Source organism: Streptomyces sp. NPDC014995 (assembly GCF_043080745.1).
GTDB lineage: Bacteria > Actinomycetota > Actinomycetes > Streptomycetales > Streptomycetaceae > Streptomyces.
Genome location: NZ_JBIBVX010000007.1, coordinates 276,569 through 291,007, shown reverse-complemented (window position 1 = coordinate 291,007; position 14,439 = coordinate 276,569). Strand labels below are relative to the sequence as shown.

Here is a 14,439-nt window from a genome sequence, read left to right as displayed (position 1 = left end):
GATCATCATGGGTGATCGGCGGCCCGGCCGACAAACCGTGCTCCGGGGCCGCCGTACGGGACCGCCCGGCGGCACGTGGGGCCGCCCTCACCTGCGGTTCGTTTCCGCAGGTCAGAGCAGATGACAACGATGTTCAGTGCCGCGTTGCCCGCTACCTCCCACCCGTAGTTCACTGTGGTCCCGGACGGAACGCAGAAGGGCTTTCTCCCATGGGGGCTGGGCACGACCACGGCCACGCGCACACGCACGCGCCGACCACCGGTACGGCCGCGGCGGCGTACCGCGGCAGACTGCGGGTGGCGCTGGCGATCACCCTCACCGTGATGGTGGTGGAGATCGTCGGCGGGGTGCTCGCTGACTCCCTCGCCCTGATCGCGGACGCGGCGCACATGGCGACGGACGCGCTCGGTCTCGGCATGGCGCTGCTCGCCATCCACTTCGCCAACCGGCCCCCGAGCGCCCACCGCACCTTCGGCTACGCCCGCGCGGAGATCCTGGCCGCGCTCGCCAACTGCCTGCTGCTGCTCGGGGTGGGCGGCTACGTCCTGTACGAGGCCGTGCAGCGGTTCTTCACGCCGGCCGCCACCGAGGGCGGGCTGATGATCGTGTTCGGCGGGATCGGCCTGGTCGCGAACATGATCTCGCTCACGCTGCTGATGCGCGGCCAGGCGGAGAGCCTGAACGTGCGGGGCGCCTACCTGGAGGTGGCGGCGGACGCGCTGGGCTCGGTGGCGGTGCTGGTGTCGGCGGCGGTGATCCTGGCCACCGGCTGGCAGGCCGCCGACCCGGTCGCCTCGCTCGTCATCGGCCTGATGATCGTGCCTCGGACCCTCCGGCTGCTGCGCGAGACCCTGGACGTGCTGCTGGAGGCCGCTCCCCGGGACGTCGACATGGCGGAGGTGCGGGCGCACATACTGGCCCTGGACGGTGTGGAGGACGTGCACGACCTGCACGCCTGGACGATCACCTCCGGCATGCCGGTGCTGTCCGCGCACGTGGTGGTGCGCTCGGACGTACTGAGCGCGATCGGCCACGAGAAGATGCTGCACGAGCTCCAGGGCTGCCTGGGCGACCACTTCGACGTGGCGCACTGCACCTTCCAGCTGGAGCCGGGCGGGCACGCCGAGCACGAGGCGCGGCTCTGCCACTGAGCGGCCCGGACCCCGGGGCGCCCACGCGGTCCGCACACCCGTTCAGGACGGTTCCCCGCGCACCCCGCCGGGCAAGATCGACCACCGGGCCCGCTGCCGTGCTCGGGACATGCGGGCATTCGCGCGAAGCGCCGGGAGTGCCGGACGGGTACGGCAGACTGGGGCGCGAGGACCGATGCTAAGGATGGGTATGCCGATCACACCTGCCACCACGACGACCGGTTCGTCGAACGGCACCGCGGACACGATTCTGCTGGAGCTCGTCGACGAGAACGGCGTGACCATCGGCACCGCGGAAAAGCTCGCCGCCCATCAGCCGCCGGGACGACTGCACCGGGCGTTCTCCGTCTTCCTCTTCGACGAGTACGGCCGGCTGCTGCTGCAGCAGCGGGCGCTCGGCAAATACCACTCCCCCGGTGTCTGGTCCAACACCTGCTGCGGTCACCCCTACCCCGGCGAGGCGCCCTTCGCGGCGGCCGCACGGCGCACCTTCGAGGAGCTGGGCGTGTCCCCGTCGCTGCTCGCGGAGGCGGGCACGGTCCGCTACAACCATCCGGACCCGGACTCGGGTCTGGTGGAGCAGGAGTACAACCACCTGTTCGTCGGGATGGTGCAGTCCCCGCTACGGCCGGACCCCGAGGAGGTCGGTGAGACGGCCTTCGTGACGCCCGCCGAGCTGGCCGAGCGGCATGCGAAGGACACGTTCTCCGCGTGGTTCATGACCGTGCTGGACGCGGCCCGTCCGGCGGTCAGGGAACTGACGGGCCCGTCGGCCGGCTGGTGACCCGGGGCGTCTCCTGCGGGTCGGCCCGGGCCCGCGGTGCCCGGCCGCAGGACGCTCCCTAGACGGCGCCCGCGGTCTTGAGCGGCACGGCGACCCAGACGACCTTGCCTCCGCTCGCGGTGTGCTCGACGTCGCACACTCCGCCCGCCTCCCTGGCGATCTCCCGCACCAGCAGCAGTCCGCGGCCGCCCGTCCGGGCGTGGTCGGTCTCCAGGGCGGTCGGGCGGTAGGGGTGGTCGTCCTCCACGGACACCCGCACCCACTCGGCGCCGACGGCCACCTCGACCGCGAGCACCGGCGACAGCAGCGCCGCGTGCCGGACGGCGTTGGTCACCAGTTCCGAGACGATCAGCAGGAGACCCTGCACGAGGTCGTCCGAGACGGGTACTCCCTGGCGGAACAGCAGGTCCCGCACGGCGTGCCGGGCCTGTGGGACCGAGGCGTCCACGGCGGGGGCGGTGAACCGCCAGACCCCTTCGTACGGCAGGGGTCGCGGTGCGTCGGTCTCGGGGGCTTCGGCGTCCTCCGGGGATTCGGGAGGTGCGCCTGTGTCGCCTGCTGGGCGTGGGCCGGGCCCGCACCCGTCATCGTCCATCGTCCGGTCGCCACCCTTGCGCTCGGTTGTCACCACACGTCGAGTGTTGGTAACGAGGCGCTTCGCTCCGGAGCACTGAAAAGAAGTCAGCACTTATCGAGCGTTTCCGACCGTCCATGTCGGAGGCTGCCAGGAATACGGCAACTCCTGCCGTCTTCACAGCACCTTCGCGCATTATTCGGGTTGTACGGGTTTGGCGCGACGCTCACCCGATTCGTCCTCCGGAGCGCTCTGCCCGGCCAGCCGATCGGAGACCAGCCCGACGATGCGCCGGCCGCCGAACCCGGTGGCGATCAGGCCCAGGCCGTCGAAGAGGAGCGCGAGGGAGAAGAAGCAGCCGATGACGTACTGGCTGCTGCTCGGCCAGTCGATCAGCACCAGGATGCCCAGCAGCAGGTCGAAGGCGCCCAGCAGAAGCGTCCAGCCGAACTGCGGGCCGCGCACGACCATGCTGCCGACCAGCCGGAAGAGGCCGCCGGTGAGGAAGAGCAGGGCGGCGAACATGGTGAGCGCGGCGGCGGCCGTGTCGGGCATGCGGATGACGACCACGCCGGCCGCGATGTTCAGGGCGGCGACGATGACGCCGAGCCAGAAGAAGTTGGTGCCGCGCGCCTGGACCGCGTGGAGCAGGCCGACGACGCCGCCGATCAGCAGCAGCCAGCCGAACAGGAGCATCGACGTCAGCGTGGCGACCCCGGTGTAGACGAGGCCGACGAGCCCGGCGACGACCAGGATCACACCGAGGACGGCCAGCCAGCCGAACCCCCGCTGGAGCTTCGCCGCCTCGCCCCCGGAGTGGGTGGACGCGGCCATGGGCACCTCCTCAGGTCCGGTCCCCGTTCATCCCTTGTGCCCTCGATGCACGCGTCGATGGTTCCCGTCGGTGTTTTCTGTCGGTGTTTTCTGTCGGTGTTTTCCGTCGGTGTTTTCTGTCGGTGTTTTCCGTCGACGCCGCCCTCGGCGCTCCCCGGGTTCCCCCGATGCGGCGGCGCTCACCCGGACGCGGCCGATCACGCGCGCGGGCGTCCGGTTAGCATCCCGGCCATGGAGCCCGAGCTGCTGCACGGCGTCACCGACGCGGTCGCCACCGTCGTCCTGCACCACCCGGCCAAGCGCAACGCCATGACGGCCGCGATGTGGCGGGCGCTCCCGCCGTTGCTGGACGAGCTGGCCGCCGACCCGGACGTGCGGGCGCTCGTGCTGACCGGTGCGGGCGGCACCTTCTGCGCGGGGGCCGACATCTCCACCCTCCGCGGGTCGCCGGACGAGGCGCAGGGGCTGGCCGTGCGCGCCGAGGAGGCCCTCGCCGCGTTTCCGAAACCGACACTGGCGGCGGTGAAGGGACACTGCGTGGGCGGTGGCGCGCAGCTCGCGGCCGCCTGTGATCTGCGGTTCGCCGAGGAGGGCGCCCTGTTCGGGGTGACGCCGGCGAAGCTCGGGATCGTCTACCCGGCCTCCGCGACCCGGCGGCTGGTCGCGCTGGTGGGGCCGGCCACCGCCAAGTACCTGCTGTTCTCGGGCGAGTTGATCGGCACCGGGCGGGCGCTGCGCACCGGGCTGGTCGACGAGGTGCTGCCGGCCGGTGAACTCGACGGCCGGGTCGCGGAGTTCACCCGCGTCCTGGTGTCCCGCTCGCAGCTGACGCAGGCCGCCGCGAAGGAGTTCGCGAACGGCCGCACGGACCGGGACGCCCACTGGGCCGCGCAGGCCCGCGGCAGCGGCGACACCGCGGAGGGCGTCGCCGCGTTCCTGGAGCGCAGGGAGCCGCGCTTCACCTGGAGCGCGTCGGGATGACGCGGCCTACGTCAGGAGGAAGCGGCTCCTGGAGCGGAACTCCTCGACGAGGTGCGCGGGCGCCTTCTGCGGCGACCCGGCGTCGTAGGGCGGCTGCGGGTCGTACTCGGTCAGCAGTTGTACGGCCTGGGCGTGTTCGTCGCCCGCGAGCCTGCCGAGCAGGGTGAGCCCCATGTCGATGCCGGCGGAGACGCCGGCCGCCGTGACGTACTTGCCGTCGGTGACGACCCGCTCGCCCGTGGGGTCGACGCCGTACCACCCGAGGAAGTCGAGGGCGAGCCAGTGCGAGGTCGCCCGGCGTCCCCGGAGGAGTCCGGCGGCGGCCAGCAGCAGGGAGCCGGTGCACACCGAGGTCGTCCAGGTGCTGGTGGCGTCGGCGGTGCGCAGCCAGTCCAGCAGCACGCCGTTGTCCGTCTGCGGGGTCTGTCCGGGGCCGCCGGGCACGACGACGATGTCGGGACTCGGGACGTCGGCGAGCGTCCGGTCCGCGGTGAGGGCGAGGCTCCCGGTGTCGGTGCGCACGGGTCCCGCCTGCTCGGCGACGAAGACGGTCTCCGCGTCCGGGAGGCGGCCGAGGGTCTCGTAGGGGCCGACGGCGTCCAGGGCGGTGAAGCGGTCGTAGAGGACGATGGCGATCTGCATCTGTTTCCTTCCCGGGACTGCTGGGTCGAAGGGCGCTGCGGTGGGGGCCGGTGGGTGGGTCAGTGGGCGCCCGCCGGGCGGAACCGGCGGCGGTACTCGGCCGGGCCGGTGCCGAGGGCCTTGAGGAAGGCGCGGCGCATCGCCTCGGGCGTGCCGTAGCCGCTCGCCCGGGAGATCTGCTCGACACCGTCCGCGGTGTCCTCCAGCAGGCGGCGGGCGTGTTCGAGGCGGACGCGGTCGACGTAGCGGCCGGGCGTGGTGCCGGTCTCGGCGCGGAACGCCCGGGCGAAGTGGCGGGGCGACAGACGGGCGCGGGCGGCGAGGGTCTCGACGGTCAGGTCGGCGGCGGGGTGCTCGGTGATCCACTGCTGGACGTCGCGCAACGGTTCGCGCCGGGCGGTCTGGGCGGCGAGCTGGGCGCTGAACTGGGCCTGGTTGCCGGGCCGGCGCAGGAAGACGACCAGGTGACGGGCGACGGTGAGCGCCACCTCGCGGCCGAGGTCCTCCTCGACCAGGGCCAGAGCGAGGTCGATGCCCGCGGTGACGCCGGCCGACGTCGACACGTTTCCGTCGCGTACGTAGACGGGGTCGGCGTCGACCTCGACGGCGGGGTGGTCACGGGCGAGGGTGTCGCAGTACGCCCAGTGGGTCGTGGCGCGACGGCCGTCCAGCAGCCCCGCCTCGGCCAGCAGGATCGCGCCGGTGCACACGGAGACCAGGCGCTCGGCACGGGGTCCACGCTCGCGCACCCAGCCGATCAGGCGGGGGTCGGGGCGGCGGGTGCCCCGGCCGCCCGGGATGATCAGGGTGTGCGGGCGGGGCGCGTCGGTGAGGGACCCGTCGGGGGTCAGGGCGAGGCCGCTGGAGGTGCGGACCGCCGCGCCGTCCCAGGAGGCGGTGACGATGCGGTACGCGCCCGGGGCGATCGTCTCGGCTCCCGTGAAGACCTCCGCGGGCCCGGTGACGTCGAGGCTCTGGACGCCGTCGAAGAGGACGACGAGGACGGTTCGCTGGGCCATGCGGTCGATTCTTGACGGCGTGTGAGATGGCCGCAATGACCTGCTTCCCACCTTTCCTGCCATGCGGGCCGCAGGCGGCGGGCATGCCCGGGCGTCGTCGAGGTACCCGTGCCCTCCCGGCCGCGGCGGCCGGGAGAGGAAAGGAGAATCACGTGTTCCGTGCGATCGCAGACGTACTGCGGCAGATCGGTGGCGCCATCGCCACCGTGGTGACCCTGCCCTTCCGGGCCGTGGCCCGGCTCTTCGGCGGCGCCTCGGCCTCCACGCGGCACGGCAGGGCCTGAGCCGCGCGGACCCGGGCCGCCGGGGAGGCCAGGTGTGGTGATCACGAGCACCAGGCCGCTTCCGCCTCCCCGGCCCGCCGGGAATCCGCCCTGGTCCCCGAGTGTCGGTGTCGCCTGCCACAATTGCCGCGCAACCTCAGTGGAATAGGCGGTACGGGATCGTGACGACACCCGGGTCCATCGAAGTAGGGTCCATCGAAGGCAGGATCGCCGAGGAGCTCGGCGTACGGGAGCGGCAGGTGAAGGCCGCCGTGGAACTGCTCGACGGCGGTTCGACGGTGCCTTTCATCGCCCGCTACCGCAAGGAAGCGACCGAGATGCTCGACGACGCGCAGCTGCGCACGATCGAGGAGCGGCTGCGCTATCTGCGGGAGCTGGAGGAGCGCCGGGCGGCGATCCTGGAGTCGGTGCGCGAGCAGGGCAAGCTCACCGGCGAGCTGGAGGCGCGGATCCGCGGCGCCGAGACCAAGGCGCGGCTCGAGGACATCTACCTGCCGTACAAGCCGAAGCGGCGGACGAAGGCGCAGATCGCGCGGGAGGCCGGTCTGGAGCCGCTCGCCGAGGGGCTGCTCGGTGACCCGGGTGTCGAGCCGCTGGCGGCCGCGTCCGCCTTCGTCGACGCCGACAAGGGCGTGGCCGATCCGCAGGCCGCGCTGGACGGCGCGCGGGCGATCCTGACCGAGCGGTTCTCGGAGGACGCCGACCTGATCGGTGAGCTGCGCGAGCGGATGTGGGTGCGCGGGCGCCTCACCGCCCGGGTGCGGGAGGGCAAGGAGGAGTCGGGCGCGAAGTTCGCCGACTACTTCGACTTCGCGGAGCCGTTCACGGAGCTGCCCTCGCACCGCGTCCTGGCGATGCTGCGCGGCGAGAAGGAGGAGGTCCTCGACCTCGTCCTGGAGCCGGAGGAGCCGACCGACGGGCCCTCGTCCTACGAGGGGATCGTCGCCCACAGGTTCGGGATCGCCGACCGCGGGCGCCCCGCCGACAAGTGGCTGACCGACACCGTCCGCTGGGCCTGGCGCACCCGGATCCTCGTGCACCTCGGCATCGACCTGCGCCTGCGGCTGCGTACGGCCGCCGAGGACGAGGCGGTCAACGTGTTCGCGGCGAACCTGCGGGACCTGCTGCTGGCCGCCCCGGCGGGCACCCGCGCGACCCTGGGCCTCGACCCCGGCTTCCGTACGGGCGTGAAGGTGGCCGTGGTGGACGCGACCGGCAAGGTGGTGGCGACCGACGTCATCTACCCGCACGTCCCGGCGAACAAGTGGGACGAGGCGATCGCCAAGCTGGCCCGGCTGGCGAAGGAGCACGCGGTCGAGCTGGTCGCGATCGGCAACGGCACCGCGTCCCGCGAGACCGACAAGCTCGCCGGTGAACTCATCACGAGACACCCGGAGCTGAATCTCACCAAGGTGATGGTGTCCGAGGCCGGCGCCTCCGTGTACTCGGCCTCCGCCTTCGCCTCGCAGGAGCTGCCCGACATGGACGTGTCGCTGCGCGGCGCGGTGTCGATCGCCCGCCGGCTCCAGGATCCGCTGGCCGAGCTGGTCAAGATCGACCCGAAGTCGATCGGTGTCGGCCAGTACCAGCACGACCTGTCCGAGGTGAAGCTGTCGCGTTCGCTGGACGCGGTGGTGGAGGACTGTGTGAACGGCGTCGGTGTCGACGTCAACACCGCGTCGGCCCCGCTGCTCTCCCGGGTCTCCGGCATCACCTCCGGTCTCGCGGAGAACATCGTGGCGCACCGGGACGCCAACGGGCCGTTCACGTCCCGCTCCGAGCTGAGGAAGGTGCCGCGGCTCGGCCCCAAGGCGTACGAGCAGTGCGCGGGCTTCCTGCGGATCCGCGGCGGCGACGACCCGCTGGACGCGTCCAGCGTGCACCCGGAGGCGTACCCGGTGGTGCGGCGGATGGTGAAGACGTCCGGGCAGGAGGTGGCCGCGCTCATCGGCAACACGTCCGTGCTGCGCTCGCTGCGGCCGGACGACTTCGTGGACGAGACGTTCGGTCTGCCGACCGTCACCGACATCCTCAGGGAGCTGGAGAAGCCCGGGCGCGACCCGCGGCCCGCCTTCAGGACGGCCACCTTCAAGGAGGGCGTGGAGAAGATCTCCGACCTGTCGTCCGGGATGATCCTCGAGGGCGTCGTGACGAACGTGGCCGCCTTCGGCGCCTTCGTCGACGTCGGTGTCCACCAGGACGGCCTGGTGCACGTCTCCGCGATGTCGCGGACCTTCGTCAAGGACCCGCGTGACGTGGTCAAGCCCGGTGACATCGTCAAGGTGAAGGTCCTCGACGTCGACATCCCGCGCAAGCGGATCTCGCTGACGCTCCGGCTCGACGACGAGGCGGCCCCGAAGGACGGCGCTTCCGGCGAGGGCCGGCCGCAGCGAAGTGGCGGGCGTCCGCCGCAGCAGCGGCAGCAGTCCGGCTCCGGCCGGCGCGCCGGAGGCGGGGGCGGCGGTCAGCGGGGCGGCGGTGCCCGCCAGGCCCCGGCGCCGGCGAACGGCGCGATGGCCGACGCGCTGCGCCGGGCGGGGCTGCTCGACCCGAAGAAGGGCCGCGGCTGACGCCGGGACCGGCACGGGCGACGGCACGCCCGTTGCCGTGACCGGCCCACGGGCCCGGGTTCCGTACGCCGTCGCGCGTACGGGCCCGGGCCCGCTCCCGTGCGCGCTCCCCGCTCGTAGAGTGGCCGTATGACCACTTCCCGCGTACTGACCTGGGACGTCATGGCGAGCAGGGGCTACGAGACCGCGTGGGCCGAGTACGGAGAGGGCGTACTGCGGGCACGAGGGCGGGCCGTCGGGACGCTCCCGGCGCCCTACTGGGTGGCGTACGAACTGGACACCGGCGACGGGTTCGTGACGCGGCGGCTGCGGGTGACGGTCGAGACGGCCGCCCGGTCGCGGACGCTCGACCTGCGGCGCGACGAGCGGGGCGGCTGGACGGCCGACGGGGAGCGGCTGCCGGGCTTCGAGGACGCGCTCGACTGCGACCTCGGGCTGTGTCCGCTCACCAACACCATGCCCGTCCTGCGGCACGGGCTGCTCCGGGAGCCGGGCGAACGGCGGTTGCTGATGGCCTGGGTGTCGGTGCCGGACCTGACCGTGCGGCCCTCGTGGCAGACGTACACCCGTCTGGGGCCGAGCGGGCGCGGGGCGCGGGTGCGGTACGCCTCCGGGAGCTTCCGCAGTGACGTGGAGTTCGACGGGGACGGCTTCGTGGTGGACTATCCGCAGCTCGCGCGCCGCCTCGCCTGAAAAACGGTTGCCGCCGGTCACCGGACCGACAGACTGACCGCATGACCGGATCAGATCCGCGAGCGGACCTCGTGACGTAACTCCAGGACGCCCGTGACGTCCTGGTGTGGAAGCTCGACGGCCTGTCGGAGTACGCCGTACGGCGGCCCGTGACGCCGACCGGCACGAACCTGCTGGGGCTGGTCAAGCACCTGGCCGGGGCGGAGGCGCTGTACTTCGGGACGGTCTTCGGGCGGCCGTTCGCGGGGACGCCCCTGTGGATCACCGGGGACGCCGAGCCGAACGCCGACCTGTGGGCGCGGCCCGACGAGACGCGGGAGGAGATCGTCGGACTGTACCGGCGGGCCTGCGCGCACGCGGACGAGACGATCGCGGCGCTGCCGCTGGACGCGGTCGGCCGGCTGCCCGGGGGTGCGCGGTCCGAGGTGACGCTGCACCACGCCCTCGCCCACATGATCGCCGAGACGCAGCGGCACGCCGGGCACGCCGACGTCGTCCGGGAGCTGATCGACGGGGCGACGGGACAGCGACCGGGCGGCGCCAACACGCCCGAGGGCGACGCGGCGTGGTGGGAGGCGCACCGTGACCGCGTCGAGCGGGCGGCACGGCGGGCCGGCGGGCCCGGGGAGGGCTGGGCCGTGTCTTCCGGATCAGCCCGACTCGGGGCCGCGGCGCCTCACCGGCGTGATCCGGACGTCACGGCCCAGCGTTCCGTCACCTTGCCGTCGGCGACCTCCAGGCGGCGGGTGACGTGGACCGCGTCCAGCATGCGGCGGTCGTGGGTGACCAGGAGCAGGGTGCCCTCGTAGGCGTCGAGGGCGGACTCCAGTTGCTCGATGGCCGGCAGGTCGAGGTGGTTGGTCGGCTCGTCGAGGACGAGGAGGTTGACGCCGCGGCCCTGGAGCAGCGCGAGGGCGGCGCGGGTGCGTTCACCGGGTGACAGGGTGGCCGCCGGGCGCAGCACGTGGTCCGCCTTCAGACCGAACTTGGCCAGGAGGGTGCGCATCTCTGCCGGTTCGGTGTCCGGGACGGCCGCGCCGAAGGCGTCGAGCAGTGCCTCCGGTCCGTGGAACAGCCGGCGCGCCTGGTCGACCTCGCCGACCAGGACGCCGGAGCCGAGGGCGGCGTGGCCGGCGTCCAGCGGGACCCGGCCCAGGAGCGCGCCCAGCAGCGTCGACTTGCCGGCACCGTTCGCGCCCGTGACGGCGACCCGGTCGGCCCAGTCGATGCGCAGCGACACCGGTCCGAAGGTGAAGTCGCCGCGCCGCACCTCGGCGTCCCGGAGGGTGGCCACGACCGCGCCGGAGCGCGGGGCGGCCGCGATCTCCATGCGCAGCTCCCACTCCTTGCGGGGCTCCTCGACGACGTCCAGACGCTCGATCATGCGCTGGGTCTGCCGCGCCTTCGCGGCCTGCTTCTCGCTGGCCTCGCTGCGGAACTTGCGGCCGATCTTGTCGTTGTCGCCCGCCGCCTTGCGGCGGGCGTTCTTCACGCCCTTGTCCATCCAGGTGCGCTGCATCTGGGCGCGGTCCTGGAGGGCGGCCCTCTTGTCGGCGTACTCCTCGTAGTCCTCGCGGGCGTGCCGGCGGGCCACCTCACGTTCCTCCAGGTAGGCGTCGTAGCCGCCGCCGTAGAGATTGATCCGCTGCTGGACGAGGTCGAGTTCGAGGACCTTGGTGACGGTGCGGGTGAGGAACTCGCGGTCGTGGCTGACGACGACGGTGCCGGCCCGCAGTCCGGTCACGAAGCGTTCGAGGCGCTCCAGGCCGTCGAGGTCCAGGTCGTTGGTGGGCTCGTCCAGGAGGAAGACGTCGTAGCGGGAGAGGAGGAGGGAGGCGAGGCCCGCGCGGGCCGCCTGGCCGCCCGACAGGGAGGTCATCGGCTGGCCGAGGTCCACGCCGAGGCCGAGGGAGTCGGCCACCTCCTCCGCGCGCTCGTCGAGGTCGGCGCCGCCGAGATCCAGCCAGCGCTCCAGGCTCGTCGCGTACGCGTCGTCGGCGCCCGGCGCGCCGTCGACCAGGGCCTGCGTGGCCTCGTCCATCGCGCGCTGCGCCTGGGCGACGCCGGTACGGCGGGCGAGGAACTCGCGCACGCTCTCACCCGGGCGGCGCTCCGGTTCCTGGGGCAGGTGGCCGACGGTCGCGGTCGGCGGGGAGAGCCTGAGCTCGCCCTCCTCCGGCGCGGTCAGGCCGGCGAGCAGCTTCAGCAGCGTGGACTTGCCCGCGCCGTTGGCTCCGACCAGCCCGATCACGTCCCCGGGGGCGACGACGAGGTCGAGCCCGGAGAAGAGGGAGCGGTCGCCGTGTCCGGCGGCGAGGTTCTTGGCGACGAGGGTGGCGGTCACAGACGGTGGATCCTAGTCGGCCCGCGGCGCCGCGGTCGCGCCGGTTCCGCCCCTGGCCGCCCGGCGGAAGGTTCGGCCACCGTCCGGGCGTGGACGTCCGGGGGAACGGCGAGGTCGTCGTGGTCGGCGGCGGGGTCACCGTCCCGTGACCCGGCCGGGCCGGGTCACGTGACCCGGCCGGCCCGGCGGGGTCACCGGAGCCGGTCGGCCGGCTACGGGACGGGACCCGGCAGGGTCACGGAACCCGCGCCGGCCGAGTCGCAGGGCTCCGGCGGGCCGAGTTCCGGGTGCCCGACCCGCCGGGTCATGGAATACGACCCGGCCGGGTCACCGGATCCCGGCCGGGTTGGTTGGGTTACGGGATTCGGCCCGGCCGGGTCACCGGATCCCGGTCGGCCGGGTCGGGTTACCAGATCCGGCCCGGCCGGCTCACGGGATTCCGGTAGGCCCCGTCAGGGGATCCGGTACGGGTTGGGCGGTGGCTGTACCCCCTCCAGCGGGGTCGCGTCGGGTGTCGCCGCCGGTCGGGGGCCGGCCGTGGCGTGGGCGAAGGCCTTGGCGCCGCCGACCAGCGGGACCCGGGCCGAGGTGCGGGAGAGGTCCAGGGTGAGGGTGGGGGTGTCGGCGGGCGGGTCGATCAGGTCACGGTCGGTGCCCGCGACGATCAGCGCCAGGCGGTGGCCCTCGGGTACGACGTGGTCGGTGGCGGCCAGGTCGAGGGTGATCGTGTAGGCCTTGCCCGGGGTGAGCGGGACGCCCTTCCCGGGGTCGGCGTGGGTGCCGAGGTCGGCCCAGCCGCGGCTGACGACCGTGAAGTCGACGTCGGCGGTCCGCGCCTCGGTCTCCTTGAAGCAGGCGCTGTCGCCGGTGGTGCTCGCGCCCCAGCAGGTGCGCTCGGTGAGGGTGGTGATGCCCTCGCCGCTCGCCGCGTAGTCGCGGATGGTGTCGGGGCCGAGGTCGACCAGGACGGCGGTCAGGTGGGCCGTCGGGGTGGTGGGCGTGGCCGTGACGGTGACCTTCGAGGAGCCGGACAGGCGCAGGTCACGGCTGAGGGGCCCGGTCACGAAGCCGGCCTTGCCGGGGGTCGGGGTGTCGATGGCCGCGGCCCAGTCCGTCTCGCCGAGCCGGGGGTCGTCGGTGAACGTCGCGGTGCCGGTGCCCTCGCGGAGGCCGAGGGTGCCGACGCCCGCCTGCTCGCCGGCGGCGGGGCGCAGGGTCGCCGTCCGCGTGCCCTGCGGCGGCCAGACCTCGGAGGTCACCCACTGGTCGGGGTGGCGTTCGATGTCGGCCATGGGCTCGCGGTCGATGCCGTTGTCGTAGCCGAGGAGTTCGTGGTCGAACCAGCGGTGCAGCGTGTCGACCCAGGCGCCGCGGCGGAAGTCGAAGGGGTCGACGTGGCCGGTCTGGGAGAGCCAGATCTTGCGCTCGACGCCGTTCTGCGCGAGGGCGTCCCACCACGGGCCGACGTGCTGCATGCGGACGTTGAGGTCCTGGAGGCCGTGGACGAGGAAGACGCTGGCCTTCACCTTGCTCGCGTCCTCGACGTAGTCGCGCTCGGTCCACAGGCCGGTCCGGTCACCGGTGCGCGGGGCCTCCTCGACGAGCTTCCGCTGGACGGCGGCGCACTTGGCGCGGGCGTCGGGGCTGTCGACGTAGTTCGAGAGCCAGTCGGGGCCGGAGTCGTAGAGCGGGGCGCCCTGGGCGAAGTAGTAGTCGTACCAGGAGGAGATGGCGCTGATCGGGACGATGGTCTTCAGGCCCTTCACGCCGGTGGCGGCGACGCCGTTGGCGATGGTGCCGTCCCAGCTCTTGCCGATCATGCCGGTTCTGCCGTTGGTCCAGCCCGCCGTGACGGTGGTGGTGCCCGTGCGGGTGGTGTACGCCGTGGCGCGGCCGTTGAGCCAGTCGACGACGGCCTTCGCGGAGAGGATGTCGGAGCGGCCGCCGACGTCGACGCAGCCGTCGGAGCGGTTGGTGCCGGCCAGGTCGACACCGACGACGGCGTAGCCGCGGGGCACGAAGTAGTTGTCGTAGAACAGCGGCATCTGCACGACGCGGCCCTGCGCGTCGTACGTCTTCTTCTGGCTCTCGTTGCCGCGTCCGCAGCAGGAGTAGTAGGGGCTGGCGTCCATGATGACGGGCACCTTGCGGCCCCGCTCGGCGGGTTCGCGGGGGCGGACGATGTCGACGGCGACCCGGTCGGTCCTTCCGTCGCCGTCGCCGTCGAGGCGGGTGTCCACCCAGACGGCCTCGCGAAGGGCGTTGTCGTACGAGTAGACGGGCTTGCTCTCGCGCGAGGTGGTGGCGTGGGCCGCTGCCGGGGTGAGGAAGGCGGCCACCAGGGCGGTGATGGCGGCGGTCGCGAGCGGTCTCCAGATCGTGAAGCGCGTGCGTGTCGGCATGCGCGGGACGGTACAGGGGCCAACTCCCGTGCAGAAGAGGGCGACTGGGCAACGGCTGTGGCCGGAACACGCCCCTGGGAGGGGAGCGGTCAGGGACGGCCGAATGGCGATCGTGTGACACCGGTGGCCGTGGGCAGGTCGTGGCACAGGAAGTCGACCGA

General features: G+C 73.0%; 12 protein-coding genes and 1 pseudogene. 7 read left to right on the top strand and 6 right to left on the bottom strand.

All coding sequences use genetic code 11. From position 1 onward, the window contains the following. The first annotated feature begins 209 nt into the window (after nt 1–209). Together ACF1A1_RS16885 and idi are read left to right on the top strand one after the other, a co-directional pair. Nucleotides 210–1,151 (top strand): cation diffusion facilitator family transporter, encoded by a 942-nt coding sequence (locus ACF1A1_RS16885; protein WP_392000555.1) that lies wholly within the window; start codon nt 210–212, stop codon nt 1,149–1,151. A gap of 190 nt (nt 1,152–1,341) precedes the next feature. Beyond that, entirely contained in the window at nt 1,342–1,935 is a 594-nt protein-coding gene (gene idi / locus ACF1A1_RS16880) for an isopentenyl-diphosphate Delta-isomerase (RefSeq protein WP_392000554.1), read from the top strand. A 58-nt stretch (nt 1,936–1,993) separates the two neighbouring features. Here idi and ACF1A1_RS16875 read toward each other — a convergent pair whose 3' ends face one another. Together ACF1A1_RS16875 and ACF1A1_RS16870 are read right to left on the bottom strand one after the other, a co-directional pair. Continuing rightward, a complete protein-coding gene (locus ACF1A1_RS16875) occupies nt 1,994–2,530 on the bottom strand; it encodes an ATP-binding protein (protein ID WP_392000553.1) in 537 nt (178 codons plus the stop codon). A gap of 174 nt (nt 2,531–2,704) precedes the next feature. Further along, nucleotides 2,705–3,343, bottom strand: coding sequence for an HdeD family acid-resistance protein (locus ACF1A1_RS16870; protein WP_392000551.1), 639 nt, complete (start codon nt 3,341–3,343; stop codon nt 2,705–2,707). 231 nt (nt 3,344–3,574) lie between these two features. Here ACF1A1_RS16870 and ACF1A1_RS16865 point away from each other — a divergent pair, with 231 nt between their 5' ends. Beyond that, nucleotides 3,575–4,324, top strand: a complete 750-nt coding sequence (locus ACF1A1_RS16865) for an enoyl-CoA hydratase/isomerase family protein (RefSeq protein ID WP_392000549.1) — start codon at nt 3,575–3,577, stop codon at nt 4,322–4,324. 6 nt (nt 4,325–4,330) lie between these two features. On the opposite strand, the gene ACF1A1_RS16860 is transcribed toward ACF1A1_RS16865, so the two are convergent. Both ACF1A1_RS16860 and ACF1A1_RS16855 read right to left on the bottom strand, forming a co-directional pair. Next, the gene (locus tag ACF1A1_RS16860; RefSeq protein ID WP_392000547.1) at nt 4,331–4,966 is read right to left on the bottom strand and encodes a DJ-1/PfpI family protein; all 636 of its coding nucleotides are present in this window, start codon (nt 4,964–4,966) and stop codon (nt 4,331–4,333) included. Between the two features lie 59 nt (nt 4,967–5,025). After that, the gene (locus ACF1A1_RS16855; RefSeq protein ID WP_392000546.1) at nt 5,026–5,985 is read right to left on the bottom strand and encodes a GlxA family transcriptional regulator; all 960 of its coding nucleotides are present in this window, start codon (nt 5,983–5,985) and stop codon (nt 5,026–5,028) included. 152 nt (nt 5,986–6,137) lie between these two features. Between ACF1A1_RS16855 and ACF1A1_RS16850 the strand changes: the two genes are divergently transcribed. From ACF1A1_RS16850 to ACF1A1_RS16835, 4 genes and pseudogenes are all read left to right on the top strand, one after another. Beyond that, nucleotides 6,138–6,269 carry an LPFR motif small protein gene (locus ACF1A1_RS16850; RefSeq protein ID WP_392000544.1) on the top strand — a complete coding sequence of 44 codons (132 nt, stop codon included), beginning with the start codon at nt 6,138–6,140 and terminating at the stop codon, nt 6,267–6,269. Nucleotides 6,270–6,430: 161 nt separating this feature from the next. Continuing rightward, nucleotides 6,431–8,839, top strand: coding sequence for a Tex family protein (locus ACF1A1_RS16845; protein WP_392000542.1), 2,409 nt, complete (start codon nt 6,431–6,433; stop codon nt 8,837–8,839). 129 nt (nt 8,840–8,968) lie between these two features. Next, nucleotides 8,969–9,532: a putative glycolipid-binding domain-containing protein gene (locus ACF1A1_RS16840; RefSeq protein ID WP_392000540.1), complete on the top strand. Its 564-nt coding sequence runs from the start codon at nt 8,969–8,971 to the stop codon at nt 9,530–9,532. 41 nt (nt 9,533–9,573) lie between these two features. After that, nucleotides 9,574–10,152, top strand: a pseudogene (locus ACF1A1_RS16835) (DinB family protein); the annotation flags it as partial. A gap of 56 nt (nt 10,153–10,208) precedes the next feature. On the opposite strand, the gene ACF1A1_RS16830 reads toward ACF1A1_RS16835, so the two are convergent. Both ACF1A1_RS16830 and ACF1A1_RS16825 read right to left on the bottom strand, forming a co-directional pair. After that, complete coding sequence (locus ACF1A1_RS16830) at nt 10,209–11,876, bottom strand: ABC-F family ATP-binding cassette domain-containing protein (RefSeq protein ID WP_392000539.1); 1,668 nt, start codon at nt 11,874–11,876, stop codon at nt 10,209–10,211. Nucleotides 11,877–12,328: 452 nt separating this feature from the next. Further along, nucleotides 12,329–14,278 (bottom strand): Xaa-Pro dipeptidyl-peptidase, encoded by a 1,950-nt coding sequence (locus tag ACF1A1_RS16825; RefSeq protein ID WP_392000538.1) that lies wholly within the window; start codon nt 14,276–14,278, stop codon nt 12,329–12,331. Nucleotides 14,279–14,439 lie beyond the last annotated feature (161 nt).

Bases quoted from the DNA above. Each gene is read 5' to 3' on its own strand.
- ACF1A1_RS16855 (WP_392000546.1), bottom strand. From the start codon at position 5,985: ATGGCCCAGCGAACCGTCCTCGTCGTCCTCTTCGACGGCGTCCAGAGC.
- ACF1A1_RS16885 (WP_392000555.1), top strand. From the start codon at position 210: ATGGGGGCTGGGCACGACCACGGCCACGCGCACACGCACGCGCCGACC.
- ACF1A1_RS16825 (WP_392000538.1), bottom strand. From the start codon at position 14,278: ATGCCGACACGCACGCGCTTCACGATCTGGAGACCGCTCGCGACCGCC.
- ACF1A1_RS16840 (WP_392000540.1), top strand. From the start codon at position 8,969: ATGACCACTTCCCGCGTACTGACCTGGGACGTCATGGCGAGCAGGGGC.
- idi (WP_392000554.1), top strand. From the start codon at position 1,342: ATGCCGATCACACCTGCCACCACGACGACCGGTTCGTCGAACGGCACC.
- ACF1A1_RS16860 (WP_392000547.1), bottom strand. From the start codon at position 4,966: ATGCAGATCGCCATCGTCCTCTACGACCGCTTCACCGCCCTGGACGCC.
- ACF1A1_RS16865 (WP_392000549.1), top strand. From the start codon at position 3,575: ATGGAGCCCGAGCTGCTGCACGGCGTCACCGACGCGGTCGCCACCGTC.
- ACF1A1_RS16875 (WP_392000553.1), bottom strand. From the start codon at position 2,530: ATGGACGATGACGGGTGCGGGCCCGGCCCACGCCCAGCAGGCGACACA.
- ACF1A1_RS16870 (WP_392000551.1), bottom strand. From the start codon at position 3,343: ATGGCCGCGTCCACCCACTCCGGGGGCGAGGCGGCGAAGCTCCAGCGG.